This is a genomic window from Terrimonas alba, from assembly GCF_042434975.1.
GTDB lineage: Bacteria > Bacteroidota > Bacteroidia > Chitinophagales > Chitinophagaceae > Terrimonas_B > Terrimonas_B alba.
The window spans coordinates 859,407-876,349 of the sequence record NZ_JBHMQM010000001.1 but is presented as its reverse complement, the minus strand read 5'-3'; the positions used below and the strand labels follow the sequence as shown (position 1 = coordinate 876,349).

General features: G+C 42.9%; 17 protein-coding genes. 11 read left to right on the top strand and 6 right to left on the bottom strand.

The features are described 5' to 3' along the window. Positions 1-17: 17 nt before the first annotated feature. Positions 18-686, top strand: a complete 669-nt coding sequence (locus ACFEL9_RS03570; protein ID WP_385886190.1) for a ferredoxin reductase domain-containing protein — start codon at positions 18-20, stop codon at positions 684-686. Between the two features lie 79 nt (positions 687-765). On the opposite strand, the gene ACFEL9_RS03565 is transcribed toward ACFEL9_RS03570, so the two are convergent. Further along, the gene (locus ACFEL9_RS03565; protein WP_385886189.1) at positions 766-1,017 is read right to left on the bottom strand and encodes a hypothetical protein; all 252 of its coding nucleotides are present in this window, start codon (positions 1,015-1,017) and stop codon (positions 766-768) included. Between the two features lie 1,062 nt (positions 1,018-2,079). Here ACFEL9_RS03565 and ACFEL9_RS03560 point away from each other — a divergent pair. The 8 genes from ACFEL9_RS03560 (at position 2,080) to ACFEL9_RS03525 (ending at position 10,398) form a co-directional block, all read left to right on the top strand. Continuing rightward, the gene (locus ACFEL9_RS03560; RefSeq protein ID WP_385886187.1) at positions 2,080-3,084 is read left to right on the top strand and encodes a YHS domain-containing (seleno)protein; all 1,005 of its coding nucleotides are present in this window, start codon (positions 2,080-2,082) and stop codon (positions 3,082-3,084) included. A 495-nt stretch (positions 3,085-3,579) separates the two neighbouring features. Beyond that, the gene (locus tag ACFEL9_RS03555) at positions 3,580-4,074 is read left to right on the top strand and encodes a GlcG/HbpS family heme-binding protein (RefSeq protein ID WP_385886185.1); all 495 of its coding nucleotides are present in this window, start codon (positions 3,580-3,582) and stop codon (positions 4,072-4,074) included. A gap of 36 nt (positions 4,075-4,110) precedes the next feature. Next, positions 4,111-5,799, top strand: coding sequence for an SMP-30/gluconolactonase/LRE family protein (locus ACFEL9_RS03550; protein ID WP_385886183.1), 1,689 nt, complete (start codon positions 4,111-4,113; stop codon positions 5,797-5,799). 33 nt (positions 5,800-5,832) lie between these two features. Beyond that, entirely contained in the window at positions 5,833-6,444 is a 612-nt protein-coding gene (locus tag ACFEL9_RS03545; protein WP_385886182.1) for a hypothetical protein, read from the top strand. Positions 6,445-6,499: 55 nt separating this feature from the next. Further along, positions 6,500-7,189: an SDR family NAD(P)-dependent oxidoreductase gene (locus tag ACFEL9_RS03540; RefSeq protein ID WP_385886180.1), complete on the top strand. Its 690-nt coding sequence runs from the start codon at positions 6,500-6,502 to the stop codon at positions 7,187-7,189. A 130-nt stretch (positions 7,190-7,319) separates the two neighbouring features. Further along, on the top strand, positions 7,320-8,183 hold the full coding sequence (locus tag ACFEL9_RS03535) for a helix-turn-helix domain-containing protein (protein ID WP_385886178.1): 864 nt from the start codon (positions 7,320-7,322) through the stop codon (positions 8,181-8,183). Between the two features lie 101 nt (positions 8,184-8,284). Continuing rightward, entirely contained in the window at positions 8,285-9,067 is a 783-nt protein-coding gene (locus ACFEL9_RS03530; RefSeq protein WP_385886176.1) for a class I SAM-dependent methyltransferase, read from the top strand. A 35-nt stretch (positions 9,068-9,102) separates the two neighbouring features. Next, the gene (locus ACFEL9_RS03525; protein ID WP_385886174.1) at positions 9,103-10,398 is read left to right on the top strand and encodes a vanadium-dependent haloperoxidase; all 1,296 of its coding nucleotides are present in this window, start codon (positions 9,103-9,105) and stop codon (positions 10,396-10,398) included. 205 nt (positions 10,399-10,603) lie between these two features. Here the strand turns inward: ACFEL9_RS03525 and ACFEL9_RS03520 are convergent, their stop codons facing one another. The 5 genes from ACFEL9_RS03520 to ACFEL9_RS03500 form a co-directional block, all read right to left on the bottom strand. Further along, the gene (locus tag ACFEL9_RS03520) at positions 10,604-11,464 is read right to left on the bottom strand and encodes a hypothetical protein (RefSeq protein WP_385886173.1); all 861 of its coding nucleotides are present in this window, start codon (positions 11,462-11,464) and stop codon (positions 10,604-10,606) included. Between the two features lie 52 nt (positions 11,465-11,516). After that, the gene (locus ACFEL9_RS03515) at positions 11,517-12,551 is read right to left on the bottom strand and encodes a Rieske 2Fe-2S domain-containing protein (RefSeq protein ID WP_385886171.1); all 1,035 of its coding nucleotides are present in this window, start codon (positions 12,549-12,551) and stop codon (positions 11,517-11,519) included. Between the two features lie 3 nt (positions 12,552-12,554). Beyond that, the gene (locus ACFEL9_RS03510) at positions 12,555-13,046 is read right to left on the bottom strand and encodes a hypothetical protein (RefSeq protein ID WP_385886170.1); all 492 of its coding nucleotides are present in this window, start codon (positions 13,044-13,046) and stop codon (positions 12,555-12,557) included. 82 nt (positions 13,047-13,128) lie between these two features. Further along, on the bottom strand, positions 13,129-13,356 hold the full coding sequence (locus tag ACFEL9_RS03505; RefSeq protein ID WP_385886168.1) for a hypothetical protein: 228 nt from the start codon (positions 13,354-13,356) through the stop codon (positions 13,129-13,131). Then, on the bottom strand, positions 13,353-15,131 hold the full coding sequence (locus tag ACFEL9_RS03500) for a S8 family serine peptidase (protein WP_385886166.1): 1,779 nt from the start codon (positions 15,129-15,131) through the stop codon (positions 13,353-13,355). The genes ACFEL9_RS03505 and ACFEL9_RS03500 overlap by 4 nt, the downstream gene beginning before the upstream one ends. A 97-nt stretch (positions 15,132-15,228) precedes the next feature. Here ACFEL9_RS03500 and ACFEL9_RS03495 point away from each other — a divergent pair, with 97 nt between their 5' ends. Continuing rightward, positions 15,229-15,804, top strand: coding sequence for a hypothetical protein (locus ACFEL9_RS03495; protein ID WP_385886165.1), 576 nt, complete (start codon positions 15,229-15,231; stop codon positions 15,802-15,804). Positions 15,805-16,204: 400 nt separating this feature from the next. Further along, positions 16,205-16,933: a helix-turn-helix transcriptional regulator gene (locus ACFEL9_RS03490; RefSeq protein WP_385886164.1), complete on the top strand. Its 729-nt coding sequence runs from the start codon at positions 16,205-16,207 to the stop codon at positions 16,931-16,933. Positions 16,934-16,943 lie beyond the last annotated feature (10 nt).

The window sequence follows — 16,943 nt, the reverse complement described above, 5'->3', positions numbered from 1 at the left end:
TTTTTCAAGATTGAAAAATGGAATCGCATATATTGAAGATAGAATCAATTGGTAAAGTAACACATGATGTAGTAAGGATAGTTTTGCCAAAGCCGGATAACTATAATTTTGTTCCCGGGCAGGCAACCGAGGTAGCGATTAACAAAGAAAAATGGAAGGAGGAAAGAAGACCGTTTACTTTTACCTGTTTACCTACTGATGATTATCTCGAGTTTACGATCAAAACATATCCATCACGCCATGGAGTTACCAACGAGTTATTGTCTTTGGTACCAGGTGATGAATTAATATTGCACGATGTGTGGGGCGCCATTTCCTATAAAGGTGAAGGACTATTTATCGCAGGCGGTGCCGGCATTACTCCTTTTCTTTCTATTTTCCGTTATTTGAATTCCACCGGCCGGGTTGGGAACAACAAACTGGTTTTTGCCAATAAAAGAAAGGCCGATATCATCCATGAAGATGAATTTAAAAAAATGTTAGGTGACCGGTTTGTCAATATTCTATCCGATGAAGCGGTGGAAGGTTATGCCCACGGATTTATCACGGAAGATTTTATAAAGCAACATCTTCCGGCTGCTGGTCGGAAATATTATCTCTGTGGTCCTCCGCCTATGATGGATGCCGTGCAAAAGATTCTATCTGACTTGGGAGTAGGAGGGGACTCTGTGGTGGTAGAAATATAACAGTTACATAATGGCAGATGACATAGGAGGGGCAGAGAAAATGGTTGAGATATAAAAATGGAATAAAAAAAACCACCATTTATACGTCTGAATTTTCGTCGTTCACTTTCAGGAGTTTATAAGAAATAGATTGTTTTGAAAAGGATATAAAAAATTCAATTCCAACAAATTTTCCACGGTATTCATAAAGGTAAATAAGGCCTTCTTTTTCTTCCATTATTCCAATGATGGTTCGTTCCTCTTCGTTGAAACTGTACGTAATCATTTGTTTTGAGTCAGGAAATGATTTCTGCTCATGCTTAGTGTAATAGTTGGAATATTTTGTGTTCATTAAAAGTGAGTTCAATTGAGCAGGTCTAAAATTCTAAACGAAAAAAGCATACAGCTCCGGCAAGGTAAATCATTTACAATAAGAACATCTTATTATTTTCATTTGTATGTTTTCTGTTTTTTTGGACCCAATGGAATCTTGCCTGTCGGCAGCTAATCGTTACCCAAATCTCTCCCTTAGGTTTTTGCTTTAATAGACCGGTATAGGGAATATTCCAGCGCCTTGTTTTTCGCCGATTTATTGGTCACCTAATTTCAAAAGACTGCAAGCGAAAAACACAGCCGCCTCCAGCGGCTACTTATAGCACGCAGCGGAGTCTTGTTTCTGTAGGTTTTTCAAATTTCATGTTGTTCTCATCGGCCAATTCTGCAGCGGAAATTTTGACATAAGGAAATGTACCGCATACCTGCCTGACGGCAGACAGGGAATTGGCCTTGAATTTTCTTTGTTACTTTCTTTTTTTTAAGAAAAAGAAAGTAAACGGAGTCTGCTTATCCGAAAGAAATAATCGAGAAACAGATACATGATCAAACTATAATGTAATAAGCATGGATAAAAATTTGGGTAACGATTAGCTGTCGGCCGACAGGTTCGCCATAAAAATTATCATCGCGGTTGGCATAAATTGCCCGATAATTTTTACGGCTCATTTCATCAATACTTCTTTAGAGCATACATACTGATCGCTGCTGCACGGGTGAATAGGTGTTAAACACTTTTGGTCCATGAGTATGAACAAAATAAACAGCAGGTAGCAGAATGAAATTCACCTGAACTGTTTACAAGGCTGTGCGGTTATATTCATTATTAAGCCAGGAGCAAGGACCCTTCGACTCCCTGACGATAATAACATGCCAGGAGAGGAAGAAAGCAACACTATAGCTGGTACCACTCAATTACTGATTCCATCAATTTGTATGCGCCCGGCATACACAGCCCGGCTTTTTGTAAACAGCCCGACACATGGCCCTCTTTTTTATTTTGATATGCCTGTATTTGTAAAAAACCAGACACCTGGTCGTCATGAGCATGGGTTTCTTTGTTATTCAAAAAAAAATAAAAATGGATACAAGAATAAAAGCTCTGCGGATAGAGCAAATTAAAAAAAGGAAAGCCGGTGAGAAAAGATTATTCATCTGCACATTTGCCGCCATGCTGTTGTTTTTTGCAATGCTGATGACAACGGGATCTTTTGCACAGGGAAATGGAAAAATAGTTTTTAATAATGTAGATGCAAACGGTGTAATACTCGATGGTTATGATGCGGTGGCATTCTTCACCGATAATAAGCCGGTAAAAGGTGATGCGAAGTTTCAGTATAAGTATGAAGATGCTATCTACCAGTTTGCATCGCAGGAACATCTCGATCTTTTCAAGGCAATGCCGGAGAAATACAAGCCGCAATTTGGCGCCTGGTGTGCTTATGCGGTATCGTTGGGACGAGTGGCGCCGATTGATGTCAATACATTTTCAATTGTGAATGACCGGTTGGTAATTCAACATAATCAAAGGGCAGTGAATGGCTGGAAAAAGGATGTACAGGGCAACCTGGCTTTAGCCGATAAGTATTGGCCAAAGGTGGCAGAGAAAGGAGGCAAACAAATAACTACCGATGCAGAAAAATCATTTCTAAATAACACCGATCCGGATGGTGTCACTTTGCAGGGATATGACGCAGTAGCTTATTTCACCCAAATGAAAGCGGTAAAAGGAGATCCTAAATATGCTGCCCGCTACAATGGTGCTACGTATTGGTTTTCTTCCGGGGACAATGCCGGTATGTTTAAAGATCATCCCGAAATGTTTGCACCACAATATGGCGCTTTCTGTGGCTATGCCATGGCTTTGAATAAACTCCGGCCGATCGACCCCGAAATATTTGATGTAATAGATGGCCGGTTGATATTACAACATTCAAAAGATGCTTATGACAGATTTCACAAAGATGTTGCGGGTTTAACTGCCAGGGCTGATCGCAATTGGCCGGGCCAGGTAAAGAAACATGCGGGCAAGAGAGTAAAGTTTGATAAACCGGCGAAGCCAATGGAGACGGTTGCTGCTAATTAAAAAGCCGGCCTCCTCCCGATCCCGACGAAAATGTCGGGACCGCCAACACACAAGCCTTGACTTTTGTAGTCTCGCAAATAATTCGGAGTCTTCGAAAATGCAGAGTAAGACCTCCTCCCGATCCCGACGAAATGTCGGGGCCATCAGAGCACAGCCCCTGCCTACCGGACAGGCAGGCTCGCTTTTCGGAAACGTTGATAGCAATCAGTAACTCCGAAAATGCTAAATAGAGGTATGATGCAGATGTGGTAGATCGGAAGTTGAGTAAAGAGATGCAGCACCGCTCCCTCGTCCTGAGCTTGTCGAAGGATCGGAGAGGTAGCAGGAGGTCAGACGATAAATGTCTGACTCCGACCGAAGCGTCGGAGGGTGAGGCCGAACAGCGAACAGGAAGTACAAGAGTGCGACCCGGGTTCCGTCGCTTCGCTCCTCGTCGGGGCAGGCGCAACTAAGCCGAACAGAATTACTGAAGCTGACACAATAAAAACAAAAAATATGCAAACAAATAAAATAGCCGCTGCCTTATCAGTTGCCGCTATGATCATGATGGCCACGTGTGCTAAATCACAGACCATCGCAACCAAAAGTATTTCACTCGAGGGCGCCAAAAAAGTAGTGGGTGCTGCTCTTAAGTATGCAAAAGAAAATAATGCCCCGGGCGGCGCCATAGCAGTAGTAGACAATGGCGGCAACCTGGTTTATCTCGAAAGACTGGATGGCACCTTCGCAGCCTCAGCCGAAGTGTCCATTAAAAAAGCCAATACGGCTGCCTTATTCAAAGCACCTTCGGTGAAACTCGAAAATTCTATCAATGGTGGGCGACAGGCTTTGATTACCGTGGGCCATACTTTTTTGCAAGGCGGTATTCCCATCATAGTAGACGGACAGGTGATTGGTGCTATTGGTGTGAGCGGTGCGTCAAGTGCACAGCAAGATGAAGAAATTGCCATCGCCGGCAGTAAGGCAAAATTTGAAACCCCCAACCCCTAAAGGGAAGTTATAAAAGCGGACATAAAAATAGAAGTCATGAGCAGGATATATGATTTTTTGAAACTGTATTTACTGGTATTGCTGGCATTGCTGTTGGCAGTAGCGGTCTTCAGCCAGGAAACAAGACAACTGGCAGTTGATAAACCACAGGCCATCGCCGATTTGAAAACAATAGAAGGAGCGACCCTTGTGAATGCAAAATGGTATGTGCAACCCGCGCATATCAGGGATAAAGAATTTTACCGGCCGGGTCCTGAAAAAGGTGGTGGCGATGCTTTGTTATTGTATCCGACCGGAAAGACGATTCAAACACAAAACCTGTATCCGCAACCCGGCGCCGCCGATTTTGAAAAAGGATTTGTATCATTAAATCCAAACGAACTGGAGAGCCGCCAGGGCACTGGTTTGCTTTCCTTCGTTTGGTACAAAGTTGAACTCACTATTCCGGAAGCAATAGGAAAATTGAAGACGGATGGGACAACGGCCGTTTTTGAAATAGTCGTAGATGATTACAGCGAGATATGGGTAAATGGTAAACAACAGTCAGGTTTTGGACAAACTGGCAATGGATTGATCAGCGGGTACAACACAAGAAATCGTGTTATACTTACTGATCATGCCAAAGCCGGTGAAAAATTCCTGGTTTATATATTGGGAATAAATGGTCCGGTCGGCAAGTTGCCTGATAATTATATCTGGGTAAGAAATGCTGTAGTTGATTTTTATAAAAATGGATTACCCGTTAATGCTTCCTGGAAGAATATCGGCAAGATCTATACACTCGATGAAAAATTAAACGCCATCATTGCTCCCGGTACAACGGTTGAAAAAGTAGCCGACGGTTTTTCTTTTACCGAAGGTCCTGTGTGGCATCCCGATGGGTATTTACTGTTCAGCGACCCGAATACCAATACTATTTATCGCTACAATCCCGCCAGTCATAATGTAACAGTGTACATGAGTCATAGTGGGTACACCGGTGCTGACATTGGTGAATATGGACAGCCGGGCAGTAATGGCTTAGTGATCGATAACGAGGGTAGATTGATCATTGATCAGCATGGTAACAGGCGGGTGGTTCGTATTGAGAAGAAAGGGCCTGTTACCGTACTTGCTGATAAAATTGATGGTAAGCGATTCAATAGTCCCAATGATCTTGTGCTGAAAAGTGATGGCACGATTTATTTTACCGACCCGCCTTATGGTCTGCCCGGCTTTTTTAATGATCCGAAAAAAGAATTGGATTACCAGGGAGTGTTTATGATAAAAAATGCCCGCCTGCCGGACGGGCAGGGAAAGACACAGGTTGTATCAAAAGATTTGGGCGGGCCCAACGGGCTGGCTTTTTCTCCCGACGAAAAATATCTCTACGTTACCAACTGGGACATCCGTGATATCCATCATACAAAAACATTATGGCGTTATGAAGTGCAGGCTGATGGCACACTAAAGAATGGAAAAATATTCTTCGATTTCAATTTTACAGAAGACGATGAAGCATTAGACGGAATAAAAGTGGACAAAGAAGGAAATCTTTTTGTATCAGCGCCGGGTGGGTTGTGGATATTAAGCAGCGAAGGAAAAATAGTGGGTAAGATTGTAACGCCGGAGCGGCCGGCCAATATGGCCTGGGGTGATAAAGATGGAAAAACATTGTATATGACTGCTCACACCAGCTTATACAAAATCAGGATTAATACGGGCGGTAAATTTTCATGGCAGTAATACTTATCTATAATTCTTACAAAAAATAGTATCATGCAGATAGTAAAATATTTGTTACTGGTCACAGTTAGTGCAGCTGTACATTCGGTCAATGCCCAGGATAGTACCAAAGTTTTTGTTACAACCGGGGCAGGAATAATAAAATCCCCCGGGGCTTTGAGTCATGTTCTACATCCTTCCATTGCTTTCAATTCCGGTTTGGAGCTCGTGAATAAAGGAGGTTGGTTTGTGCAGGGCACCGTTGATTTTAATTCGCTAAAGTATAATCAGCGCATTAAGGAAGATGGATCACCCTACTTGTTTAAAAATACGAGCAGCTCATTGATCATGCTGGCAATAAATGGTGGCAAAAACTTCTATTGGAACGAGAGAAAATGGTTTGCCTCCCTGTATACCGGCGCCGGCTATTTAAATATTGGTGAGCCAAGATTATTGCAGGATAATGAGACCACCATCCGGCAGGAAGTGAGCCGCAAAGGATCAGTTTTTGGTAAGGCAGGAACGAGGATCGCTTACAAAACAAAATTGAAATTGTTGCAAACAATCTATTTTGACGGATCATATTGGCGTTCACCATTAACTGTACAGGGATCAAAATTGAGTGGTGTGTCATTGTTCCTGGGGCTTCGTATGACCATGAAATGAGCTCCGGCAGTTTCAGCAAATTCTATTTACGTAAATTGATAATAAAATCATAAGTATGCAAACAGCTATCGTGACCGGAGCCTCGGGTAATTTAGGACAAGCCGTGGTGAAAAAATTTATTGAAAATGGTTTCTATGTGACAGGTACGATTTTGCATAATGATGCTTCGGTAATGGACTTTCCAGCCGGCCGTTTTGAAGCGAAAGTAGTTGACCTGTCCAGTGAAGCTGGTGCTGCTACTTTTGTGCAGTCCGTACTGGAAAAAAATAAATCGGTTGATGCGGCTGTTTTGACGGTCGGTGGTTTTGCGGCAGGTAAGATCGTCGATACACCAACGGCTGATATTTTAAAACAATATCAACTCAATTTTGAAACGGCTTATAATATTGCCCGGCCCGTATTTACCCAAATGTTACAGCAGGGGTATGGCCGCATTTTTTTGATAGGTTCCCGTCCCGGTTTGGATGCAAAGAGTGGTAAAGGAATGGTTGCCTATGGCTTGGCCAAGTCTCTAATTTTCCGATTAGCTGAATTAATGAATGACGAAGCAAAGGGTCATAACGTGGTTACCAATGTGATTGTTCCCAGCACGATTGATACACCACAAAATCGTAAGTCAATGCCCGATGCCAATTTTGATAACTGGGTAAAAGCGGAAGATATCGCTAATATTATCAGCTACCATTGTTCAGCCGAAGCAAAAGCACTCCGCGAACCAATAATCAAGGTGTACGGCAATGCCTGATCAGTGGGTGGGAGGTATTTGGTCCTACTCAAGAAAACCGCCTGTTAAATCAAGATCTCATATACTTCGCGAGGTTGCCTATTTTAGACGGGTCTGTTTTTGTTAGCTTGAACGCCTGAAAATTGCAGCCATGTTCAACTTTTATGAAAAAATAGTAAGCGACCCTATTTATCATCGGCAGCTAAGCTGTGGTGATCGGTTGATCACAAAGTATAATTGTCCGCTGGATAATAAAATGCAGGGTATTTGGAGCCAGCACAATTACATTGCATACGTAATGGAGGGCAGAAAGATCTGGCACACGGCACATGGTTCTTATGATTTGCGAAAAGGGTCCTGTGTTTTTGTCCGGAAAGGAGCCTGTATTGTTGAACAATTTTTTGAGTCGGTTTTCTGTATTGTTTTATTTTTTGTTTCCGATGAATTTGTGTGCGATGTGCTTAAAAGTAAAGCCACACCTTTAACCAAAGCAGGCAGGAAATTTGAAACCATTATGCCAGTGGAAAGGAATGAAGCTATCGATGCTTTCTTTTATTCCATGATGCCTTATTTCGGGAGTGCCAAACATCCTGATCCTTCACTGCTTGAATTGAAATTTCGTGAGATCATCCTTACAATAGCCGACAATCCCGGCAATTCAGAGCTGCAATCATTTTTTAGTTCCCTGCTCAATCAGCCACAGGCAGTATCGCTCCAACAAATCATGAATGATAATTATTGTTACAACTTGCGGTTGGAGGAGTATGCGCAATTGACCAACCGGAGTCTCTCTGCTTTCAAAAGAGATTTTCAAAAACAATTTGATACCACACCGGGTAAATGGCTGTTGGAAAAAAGACTCAATCATGCCATGCACCTTCTTTCCAATATGAATAAAACTGTAAGCGAAGCCGCCTTTGAAAGTGGCTTTGAAAATCCTTCTCATTTCAGCCGGGCATTTCGCCAGCATTTTGGCGTGGCTCCCGGTTCCGCCAGGCTGCAATCTGCTGTCTGAACTTTTTAGTCATATCTCTGGACGTTTCAGCAAAAGCTCTTTTGAAAGGCACGAATAGATTTGTGTTGTTAATCATTTAATCATTTCAAACCTTAATTCAAATGAGTACAAAACAAATCCAGGGTAAATTATGGAGCGTAGCACCAACCTATTGGTCGCAACATTTCGAACCCTATTTTCTGCCGATGTATAAAAAAACATTGGAGCAGTTGAAGCTTTCAGAAACTACCATGTTGCTGGACGCCGGTTGTGGCGCCGGCCTCTTCAGTTCCATGGCGATTCGTAGCGGAGCGCAGGTTATTGGTGTTGATGCAGCGCCGGGATTATTGAAAGTGGCCCGCCAGAGAAACCCTGCCAACAATTTTTTGGAAGAAGACCTGGAGGCATTGCCCTTCACGGGTGAAAGTTTTGATATCGTGACAGGTTTTAATTCCTTTCAGTATGCCGGCAATTTTGAAAATGCAATCCGTGAAGCCAAAAGAGTATTAAAGAAAGATGGCCGGCTCGTCATTGGTATTTGGGATAAACCAGAATGGAGTGAAGCCACTACCGTTCTCAAAGCGATCAGCAGCCTGCTGCCACCGCCGCCGCCGGGTACGCCAGGTCCGTTTGCCCTATCAGAAGATGGTGCTATAGAAGCTATTCTTCAAAAGGTCGGATTAAACCTGGTTTATAAAACAACTATAGGATGCCCGATCCTTTATCACAATTTGTCTGAAGGCATTAAGAGCTTTATGGGTACCGGTCCCGCCGCAGCCGCCTGCAACTATGCCGATGAAATAACGGTAAGAGAAGTTATTGCCGAAGCCATCCAGGCCTTTCATGTGGCGGACGACTTTTACCACCTGCAAAACCAGTTCCTTCTCTTTATTGCAGAGAAATAATCAATTAAATTATTAACTGTTAAACCTTAATCAAAATGAAAAGTATATTTCATAGTATAATCCTTATTGCATTGGTGTCAATGTCCTGTAAAAAAAATGATTCATTTATTCATTCCGACCAACAGGACAGCCGGTTGATCACTGACTGGATAAACCTGCAACTACAACTCATCAGGAGCACAACCGGGGTGACACATGTAGCTTTTTCACGTCACTTCTCGTATACGGGTGTGGCATTGTATGAAACGCTTGCCAGCGGCGATTCGAAGTATAGAAGCATAGCGACACATTTGAACGGTAGTCCTCAATTGCCGGTATTAAACAAAGGCAACAAGGTTTTTTATCCTGCATCAGCTAATGCAGCCATTGCAGCCATGCTACGCTTCTTTTACAATAAGCCTGCGGGTATTGCCAGTATTGATTCGCTGGAAAGAATTTATGAAACAAAATTTGAACTGGCGATCAAAAGCAAAACGGATTTGGATGCTGCCATTGCTTATGGCAAACAAATGGCCTCAGCTGTTATTGAATGGAGCAAACTGGATGGCGCCGCCGATGCTGCCATTGCTTATACCCCCTTGGGTGAAGGCTATTGGGAGCCGACACCTCCTGCATTGGCTGCTGCCAATGTTCCGGGATGGAAAAACAACAGGACTTTTTTTGCAGGTAGTACAGAAGGTACTATGCCCATTGCGCCGTTAAGTTTTTCGAAAGAGGCCGGCTCTCCATTTTATGCCATGGCAAAAGAGCTGTATGACGTGTCGCAGGCACTCACGGATGAACAAAAAGCAATCGCCAATTTTTGGGACGATGCCCCCAATGGAAAGTACGTTACTGTCTTCGGGCATTGGTTCAATATACTCCGGCAGGTGTTGCTGAAAGAAAAAACAAAGTTGATGGATGCAGCAGAAGCTTACCTGCTCCTGGGCATTACCATGAATGATGCTACGATCAGTTGCTGGAAAGCAAAGTACAATTATCACCAGTTGCGCCCCATAACTTATATCCGTAAATACATGGGGCACCCGGAATGGAATTCATTCATCACCACTCCGCCACACCCGGAATATTCTGCCGCTCATGCGACCATTTCTTCTTCAGCGGCTTTTGCACTGGAATCGGTATTTGGCAAAAACTATTCTTTTACCGATCACACGTATGATGCAATTGGGATGAGCCCGAGAACCTTTGCAAGTTTTGATGCTGCAGGAAAAGAAGCGGGTATTTTCCGGGTGTATGGAGGAATACACTTTAAGCTCTCCACGGAGACAGGAAATGTGCAGGGAAAAAAAGTGGGACAAAATGTGTTTAGTTTATTGCATACAAAATAATAACTGGACGGTGACTAAAGAACGGCGGGCAATAATGGTTGCCCGTTTGTTTTTTCACCATATAGGATCATAGCGACGGCGGCATATAGAAATTATTCCTATTTATCAATGTTTTTTCTATGTGTTCTATATGTCTATCTAGTAGTTTTAAGTTTATCAGACTTTCTATTGGCAAGTACTACTCTCATTTTTTTAAAATTCGAAGTTATCGGGCGGAAGTCCCGCAGGAAATAGTTTTGTCCTGCTGCTTAAACCAGCTTAAGCCGCCGGTTCTTTTGATACTTGTTTTATTAACGTATAACACGATCCAGTCATCATGCTGTACAGCCCTGGCGGTGAGTGATACCGGTTCGGCAATATGATCTTTTATGGCTTCATTCATTTTGCTGCCATTTTCATCCAGCAGCAGGTAATAATTTGTTTCCCCATTTTCATTGCGTACCCAAAAAACAGGGCTCATGCCTCCGGCAATACAACGAATGGCGCAATCACGATGTGGTTTACCATGACCGGGTTTCATGACACCGAAATAACATTTGGGATCGAGTATTTCGCCGGTTAATTGAACCGTACCTAATTCTTTTATCTCGTTTTTTACAGCGGTAGCGGATCCAATAGCCAACAACGGCTGATCATTTTTATCAATTTGCAACAATGTTTTTCCGTCGTTATAAATGAGGCTTCCCTTCAGCATTATTTCTTTTTTATCCAGGACAATATTTTTTTCTTTTTCCAGGTCAGCTATCACTCCTTCGGCGCCGAATTTTCCATAGCCCACCAATGGCATAGTGATATAGGATGCGTTTCCAGATGCATCCTGTTTTGTCATTACTTTCAACGAAGGAACAGGGAACTGTTGATAAATTCCTTTTACTTCTGTTGATTGGCCAAATTCAAAATTGGAGGTGGAGAATTTTTTTTGTTGCAATGACAATACAACTCCCCCCACGATGACAAGAATGATCAATGCAATGATCGCTTTGCGGATATGTTTTACAAAACCATCCGGTGCATTTGGCATCCAGCCTATATAAAACTCGTTTGTATTCATCTTCTGTTCTGACATATCAATTATATATTTTTCAATCATCTGGTTTGTGAGCTGGTAAGCCTTCCCTTCAGGTTAGGTTTGGAGGGGTTCTCACTGTTCCCTCCGGGTACGGTGTTGGATTCAGCCACACTTTATTGTCTATTACTTTTACATCGTAGGTACTTACTTTTTCTTTGAAGGGTGGGGGAGATTGGCCGTTATGCGGCAGGTATTGATAACCATGCCAGGGGCAGGTGATACAACCATCAATAATTTTCCCTTCGCCCAGCGGTCCGCCCTGGTGCTTGCAGACATTATGGATTGCATAGAGTTTGTTCTCATGCCGGTACACAGCAATTCTTTCTTTATCTATACAAAATATTTTCGCCCGGTTTTCTTCCATCTCATTCACATCGCATACGATCACAAAACCATCTTTTGTCAAATTGAAATTTGCATTATCAACCTTTCTTTCTTTAAAAGCGGCTAATAGATGAAGAGTGACGAGTGTCGTAGTGCCGGCAAAAAGAATGATGACAAAAACAGGATTTTTTTCATATTGTATCACGCCCAGCATCACATGCATTACCACCAGCAAATAAGCGAGGTAAACAAACATGTGCAGCGTTTTCCAAACCCCCGGCGACAGGTTATGCAGCCAGAAATCATGACTGGTAATAGCCATCAGGAAAAAAATAATCAACGCAAAAAATCCCAGTGCCTGGAACGGAAAGGCCGGCAATGAACCGAAGTTGGTATTGGAGGTAAATAGCGATACAATGGGATTGGTATTACTCAACGAATGAAACTGGATGATGCTGAATATCCCATGGATTGCTGCAAAGCAAAACATCGTTACTCCCAGATGACGACGATTGTATAAAAGCGGAAGGAATTTTTTATTCAACCGGCATAAGGGCCCGATGGCTAATATCACATGCAGGATGAGTATCGCTAAGGTAGAAGTGCTGCGAATCAGCAATGTTTCAAACGTTACTTCTTCATTGAACAATAATGTCAATGAAATGAACAAAGCCAGGTAGCTGGTACAAAATCCTGCGATCAGCCAGTCATATATTTTCTTTTGCCGGTTCCAGCCTACGGCCGAATAAGATGCACTCATACCCTAATCCGCCGAAAGGCGGAGAATTTTAAAGTTTAGAGAATCAATTATCTTATCATGAATGAAATCGTATACTACAAGATTCAATTCTTTATTTTCTGATGTATCATGTTTCAATGGAAATATATAATCACCTCTTGCTTCTATTCTGCCAACCAATTCTGAACTACCTGGGGTAAATGACCCAAAAGTTCCCGCACCGGGGGGATTTAGGAGGGCTTTATAAATAACGGCGGACGGTACCGTTAAGGCCAGTTTATTTTTCCATTCCAGTTGCCAGTTGGTTTTTGTTTCATCGGTTCGGATATTAATGCAATAAGAAAGTGTTTCTTTCTTTGCCTGGATAACCGGTAATAGCGCAGGCCCTTCTGTTTCTATTATTTTTACCGGTACAGGATTGGATATTACCAGCCAGGAGAAAATAATTCCTAATGGCAACACTACAGCGAGTGTCGTCCAGATTTGTAAATGTCTTTTTCGTAATGGTTTGATCATTTTGACAGCCTGTTATTTTTTTAGATCCAGGTCATTTCACGCAAAGAATGCTAAGAGGCAAAGATGCAACGATACTTTGCGTTCACTGCTCCCTTGTGCTTTTGCGTGATATCTCTTCTCTCCACTTCTTTAATAATACCGGCCAGAACACAATCACTCCCGGTATGATGATCACCCTGAAACCCCATTTGGAACCGATGGCGCCTTCATCAATTTGCGTAACACCTTTTATCACAAACGGAATGGCAAATACCAGGCCCGCAAAAAGATAAATGGCGACGATGATCAATATGATATAAACAATGGTCATTGATTGTCGACGATTAAGATGCTGTTGAAACCGCTGAAGCCATCAGGCTCGCGGTACGGGTTGTTAATGTCTTCCATCCACGACCGGTCGTCTACAAAAAATTTGTAGAGATAGCGGCCAGCCGGCAGCATGGGAATCTCAATTTTCCAGACGCCATTAGTGCCGGGTTCGAGCAGCAGTGAATCCTGCTCCCAATGATTAAACGAACCTGCCAGCGAGATCTGTGAGGCACAGCTATGCTGCACATAGAAACCGATCGTCTTTTGCTGGCTGTTGATAAGCGGCGAAATTTCCGGCTTGATCATGACTGGTTTGTTTACGATTTTCAGGATTGCTTTTTTCGGCTGCACTGTTCCAAATCCCTGCCGTTCGGCAGGAAAATTATGTATCCGTTTCGCGGTACTGAATAGAAGGTGACGGATCATAACCGGCGTTAGCGTTGGATCGGTCTCCAGCAATTGAGCAATGATGGAACTGACAATGGGTGCGGCAAAGGATGTTCCGTCAACATGCATATAATGCGGAGAAATATACTTGCCCGTTTGGATGCGCTGCAGTACGGAGTCTTTTATTAAACCTGCATCACCTGATTGCAAAATTGCCGGATTGATTTGTATATCGCCGGATAATTTTTCAAAGGCTGTGTATATGTCGCCTGTTTGCAGGATGCAATGCAGCGCTTCAGCTTCCCGTTGCTCCCTTGTTTCGGGTAGTATCGGCGCTGCTATCCAGATGGCCGGCGCTACCAGCTCGGGTTTCATGATGTCGTCGGCAGTTTTTCCAAACGTAGAATGATAGAGCTTGCCGGCGGGAACGGCCAGTTGATTGTCATCATCCATACCACCCACGGCGATAACATTGGGTGAGTTGGCCGGTGCTTTGACCTGGCCGTTTTCATCATTGCCCACGGCTGCTACTACCACGATGCCTTCTTCAATGAGTTGTTCCGCCAGCTGATCCACCGGGCTTTGCTTGTAGGAGAGGGCTTCATCATCGCCAAGGCTGATATTGACAATGCGGATATCATATTCGCGGTGATGCTGCAGAACCCATCGAAAAGCCTTTACCATATTTTCTGTTGTGATAGCTCCCTCCAAACCTCCTCCGCCGGCTGGCGGAGAGGCTTCAGATACCTTCAGCAATACAAGTTCTGCATCGCTGGCAATGCCTTTGTATAAACCTTTGCTGAGATAACCATCGCCGGCGCAAACGACAGAGGTCATGGTGCCGTGCCAGGCGGCCCCCTCCAAACCTCCTCCGCCAGTTGGCGGAGAGACTTGAGAAAGAGTCTTATTGTTGGGGATGTCTATGATTGCTTTGATGCGGTTTTTATGTGCAGTCAAATCAGGGTGCGGGTAGAAGCCGCTGTCGATAAAACAGATGGTGACGCCTTTGCCGGTAAAACGGGGATCAGCATTCAAGCGCAAACCTGTTGGCAGGATGATAAAATCATCGGCCGATTTAATGGGGAAATGCGGGCCGATCTCCGGCAGTATTCTTTGCTGCATCACCAGCTCTGCATGATAATAATCTACGCAGCGGCTGCAAGCGCCATCGTTCACCGTCCAGCCGGGATTATTCGCTTTGATCTTTTCCAGCACTGCTCTTTCATTATCGAAATGATAACGGTAGAGCAATTTATCGACCTGGTCGTTGCAAAGCGGGCATCGTATGGTAGCAGTTTGGCTCATGCTAATGCAAAGCAACGATGGATTGAAAATTTTGGGTGTCGGGTGGGTGACGGATGGGGTGAAAAGAAGTACAAGACTTCGCAAATCAGTCTTTATGGGTTGTATTTGCGAAAATCATTTAGTTCGTATATTCGACAATACACACGTTAGCGGTCAGCACAGCAACAGTTATCCATTTCAAATGACGTTTTATTACACTCCAAGAAGGCCATTTGATAAGAACTATCAGTCTGAGGTAATGTCTTGGGACAGCTACATTGATTGGAGTAGACTAAAACAATTGATAGAACTTGTATCGCTCGACGGCATGCTAAACGAAGTTCTAATCGAACCAGATCGTACAAACGCGGACGACTGGTACGAAATAATAACAGATGATCAATATGAAACTGGTTTCTTTCGGACTCTTGAATATGTTTTAAATAGAGTAAATCTCACAACGAGGTTCAATCTTCTCGCAGTTACTATTGAACCAACAGAGAACTGTAAAAATATCATACTTGATGAATTTGACTTTATTGGATATGACCTGTTGGATAGAGATTACTCTATAAGTGCCTTGGTTAATTGCGGCGGGTTTGATGAAACCTTTTTGCCTACAAACCTTAACAAATTTGGGCTTATAGATGACTATGATTATGCCTACGATGTTAAGAAGAGACTGTTCGAAAATAATCCAGGAGAACATCATGCAGACACAAAGGTCATTGCTGTTTGGCGACACAATAGAATAGGACGACACAGTTCAAACACGTAAGCAGCAAATGCCGAACCGCTAACATTGAGTTTGGCGAAATGCCGGCTTCAGAATAAATGCTCGGGTCATATCGCTGCTCGGCTTTAGTTCCGGCTTTAGAATCACGGATGAGCTTTGGAATATAACTTCAGCTTTATATCTTTATTCAACATCAGGCCGAGTAGAAGTAACACGGACTACCGGCACTTCGCCAAGTTTTCTGGACATTATCGGCGACCTTATTGGCGACAGTGTTAATCCGAGCTAACAGACATACAATGAGGCGACTGAACAATTTGAGCAAAACCGAATCCGTACTCCTTAGCAAAAAACTAACTTTACAAAAGTGAGTATTGATAGAGCAACTATTACGGGCAGAAATCAAAAAAATGCTTCCCTTTTCTTCTGGACAGGACAGTTTATGTACATTGGTAAAGCCGTTGATACTTCCATACACGACCACCATGCAGTTCAAATTACTATTAGTTTTGATGAAGCAATTGAAATAAACCTGCCTGATTCATCATTCAAATTCAAAGCTGCAATTATTGATTCAGACCAACCGCATGAGTGCAGAACTTATGACAATACATTTCTGCTCTTAAACATTGCTCCTGAAACTAAAATTGGAATCGCTTTAAAAAAAATTTATCTCGCAAATCAAAAAATTGCAGAATTGTCAGCTGAAAAAGCTTCTGAATTTATTGGCAAATTAAAAAATGAATTGAAAGGGACACAACACAGCAATGAAATTTTTTCAATCACACAGCAATTTCTTCATGCACTTTCTTACACAGAAGAAACAAGAATTTTTGATGACCGTATTTTAGATGTCCTCAAACTATTGAATCAGCAAAATGATGTTCCCATAAAAATTAATGACCTTGCAAGCAAAGTGTTTATTTCACCCAACCGTCTCATTCATTTATTTACTGACCAGGTTGGAATACCAATCCGGAAATATATTTTGTGGAGAAAGCTTTTAATTGCATTGCAAGAAATGATTACTACAAAAAATATTACACAGGCGGCATTAGAAGGAGGTTTCTCCGACGCACCCCACTTTAACAGAACTTTCAAGAGAATGTTTGGTCTCAACCCTTCCACACTTTTAAAGAATAGCCAAATCATACAAGCATACAGAAAATAGCCGTTGCATC

Bases quoted from the DNA above. Each gene is read 5' to 3' on its own strand.
- ACFEL9_RS03555 (WP_385886185.1), top strand. From the start codon at position 3,580: ATGCAAACAAATAAAATAGCCGCTGCCTTATCAGTTGCCGCTATGATC.
- ACFEL9_RS03525 (WP_385886174.1), top strand. From the start codon at position 9,103: ATGAAAAGTATATTTCATAGTATAATCCTTATTGCATTGGTGTCAATG.
- ACFEL9_RS03570 (WP_385886190.1), top strand. From the start codon at position 18: ATGGAATCGCATATATTGAAGATAGAATCAATTGGTAAAGTAACACAT.
- ACFEL9_RS03565 (WP_385886189.1), bottom strand. From the start codon at position 1,017: ATGAACACAAAATATTCCAACTATTACACTAAGCATGAGCAGAAATCA.
- ACFEL9_RS03535 (WP_385886178.1), top strand. From the start codon at position 7,320: ATGTTCAACTTTTATGAAAAAATAGTAAGCGACCCTATTTATCATCGG.
- ACFEL9_RS03490 (WP_385886164.1), top strand. From the start codon at position 16,205: ATGTACATTGGTAAAGCCGTTGATACTTCCATACACGACCACCATGCA.
- ACFEL9_RS03550 (WP_385886183.1), top strand. From the start codon at position 4,111: ATGAGCAGGATATATGATTTTTTGAAACTGTATTTACTGGTATTGCTG.
- ACFEL9_RS03530 (WP_385886176.1), top strand. From the start codon at position 8,285: ATGAGTACAAAACAAATCCAGGGTAAATTATGGAGCGTAGCACCAACC.
- ACFEL9_RS03540 (WP_385886180.1), top strand. From the start codon at position 6,500: ATGCAAACAGCTATCGTGACCGGAGCCTCGGGTAATTTAGGACAAGCC.
- ACFEL9_RS03520 (WP_385886173.1), bottom strand. From the start codon at position 11,464: ATGTCAGAACAGAAGATGAATACAAACGAGTTTTATATAGGCTGGATG.
- ACFEL9_RS03545 (WP_385886182.1), top strand. From the start codon at position 5,833: ATGCAGATAGTAAAATATTTGTTACTGGTCACAGTTAGTGCAGCTGTA.
- ACFEL9_RS03515 (WP_385886171.1), bottom strand. From the start codon at position 12,551: ATGAGTGCATCTTATTCGGCCGTAGGCTGGAACCGGCAAAAGAAAATA.
- ACFEL9_RS03510 (WP_385886170.1), bottom strand. From the start codon at position 13,046: ATGATCAAACCATTACGAAAAAGACATTTACAAATCTGGACGACACTC.
- ACFEL9_RS03560 (WP_385886187.1), top strand. From the start codon at position 2,080: ATGGATACAAGAATAAAAGCTCTGCGGATAGAGCAAATTAAAAAAAGG.
- ACFEL9_RS03505 (WP_385886168.1), bottom strand. From the start codon at position 13,356: ATGACCATTGTTTATATCATATTGATCATCGTCGCCATTTATCTTTTT.
- ACFEL9_RS03495 (WP_385886165.1), top strand. From the start codon at position 15,229: ATGACGTTTTATTACACTCCAAGAAGGCCATTTGATAAGAACTATCAG.